This window comes from Pseudomonas sp. BE134 (genome assembly GCF_031456105.1).
Lineage (GTDB): Bacteria > Pseudomonadota > Gammaproteobacteria > Pseudomonadales > Pseudomonadaceae > Aquipseudomonas.
On record NZ_JAVDUA010000066.1, the window covers coordinates 1 to 2,004 of the forward strand.

The following is a 2,004-nucleotide window of genomic DNA, read 5'->3' on the forward strand; positions in this document are numbered from 1 at the left end:
CTAGCGCCGGCAACAACAGAGCAAACTCTCAGATAAAATGGGGGCTGCGCATCGCCAGGGAGAGTTTTGCTCCGAGGTATGCGGGATGCCCCGACGTCGAGATTGTTCTCGTCATTGAGGTCATCGCCCCCACTGACGGGAGACTTCAGTCATGAGCCGAAAACCGCGGATCTGGCGTATTCGCCTGGCTTTTGAGCCAAATCGATTCTCTTGTGAACAGCTCGAGAGGGTCTACGAGCAGCTAAAACCGACAGAAACGCGGGGTTCCTCAGAATCGCCACAATCTCAACCCTCTGTCAAAAAACATCGTGCTGCCAAGCGAGGTGAGCAATGAGCCAGGCTGTGATGGTGGCGTTCTATGCGAGGGTATCCTCTGATCAACAGGCTAAACGCGGCACGATTGAAAGCCAGATTGCCGCATTGACAGAGCGGATCGTGGCTGATGGAGCCCAGGTTGCTGAAGACATGCGCTTTGTCGACGCCGGCGTCAGCGGCGCGACGCTGATTCGCCCACAATTGGAACGGCTCAGAGACCGCGCTGCACTTGGCTTGGTCGATCGTCTCTACGTCCTCTCCCCAGACCGGCTGTCGCGAAAATATGCTCACCAGGCCTTGCTGATGGAAGAACTATCGGCGTGCGGCGTAGAGGTCGTGTTCCTCAATCATGCCATTGGCGTCACGCCAGAGGAGTCGTTGCTGCTGCAGATGCAGGGCATGATTGCGGAGTATGAACGGGCCAAAATCATGGAGCGCCATCGTCGCGGCAAGCTTCATGGCGCCAGACGCGGCAGCATCAATGTGCTGTCGACTGCGCCGTACGGTTATCGCTACATTCGTAAGCAACTTGATGGCGCACCCGCACAGTACGTTATCGACTTGGCGCAAGCAGCGACGGTCAGAGCCATCTTTCAATGGATTGGGATGGAGCGGCTGAGCATTGGCGAAGTGGTTCGGCGTCTTGGTGCTACTGGCACCGTCACCGCTTCAGGTAAACCGTATTGGGATCGCAGTACCGTGTGGGGGTTATTACAAAATCCAGCGTACATGGGACGAGCTGCTTTCGGTAAAACACAGGCGCGTGATCGTTTACCTCGGATACGCGCGCAACGCCACAGTGCGGAAGTGCCCAGGAAGGGGTATTCAACCGTACGTACGGATCCAAGTCAGTGGGTCGAGATATCCGTACCGGCAATCGTCAGCGAAGGGTTATTTCAGTCGGTTCAGGAACAGCTTGCCGAAAATCGCAAATCGGCTCGTCAGCGCGGTCATGGTGCAGTTTACCTGCTTCAGGGCTTGACCGTTTGCGGCCATTGTCACTACGCCTATTACGGTAAAAAAGTCAGCAAGGCAGCGGCCAAAGGCCAACGTCGGAACTATGCCTATTATCGTTGCATTGGAACCGATGCCTACCGCTTTGGTGGCGAACGCGTCTGTGACAATCAGCAAATACGAACGGATCGTCTTGATGAACTGGTGTGGCAGCAGGTTGTTGAGCTGCTGGCCCATCCTGGAAGACTAAAGAATGAATATGAGCGTCGGCTGGGAATCCTCGAAGAAAAAGAAAAAACAAACCCTGATACTGCTGCACTGGAACGACAACGACTGCAACTCGAGAAAGGCAAGTCCCGGCTCATCGATAGTTATGCCGAAGGTATGATCGACAAAATGGACTTTGATCCAAAGATGCGAAACTTGAAGAGCCGTCTGGAACAGCTTGATCAGCAGATTCAGGACTCACGGCGTCATCAGGTGGGTCAACGCGAGCTGTTTCTCGTCATTAATCGTCTCGAAGAGTTTGCCGCTGCTGTCCATGACCGATTGGGTGCTGTGGATTTCGTCACGAAGCGCGAGATCATCCGCGGCCTGGTCAAACGTGTCGAAATTCATAAGGACGAAATTTTGGTGGTGTTCCGGGTTGATCCGGATCCCGGGTTCAGCGCCAGCGAGACGTCGACTGGCTCAGGCACAAGAGAAAAAAGTATGCAAGATCGTACGCGGCGTACT

The 2,004-nt window shown here is 54.6% G+C and carries 1 protein-coding gene; it reads left to right on the forward strand.

Annotated features, from left to right (window positions below):
• Positions 1-330 precede the first annotated feature (330 nt).
• Positions 331-2,004 (forward strand): recombinase family protein (locus J2Y56_RS28330; protein ID WP_310354118.1); only part of this gene is annotated, 1,674 nt, incomplete at its 3' end.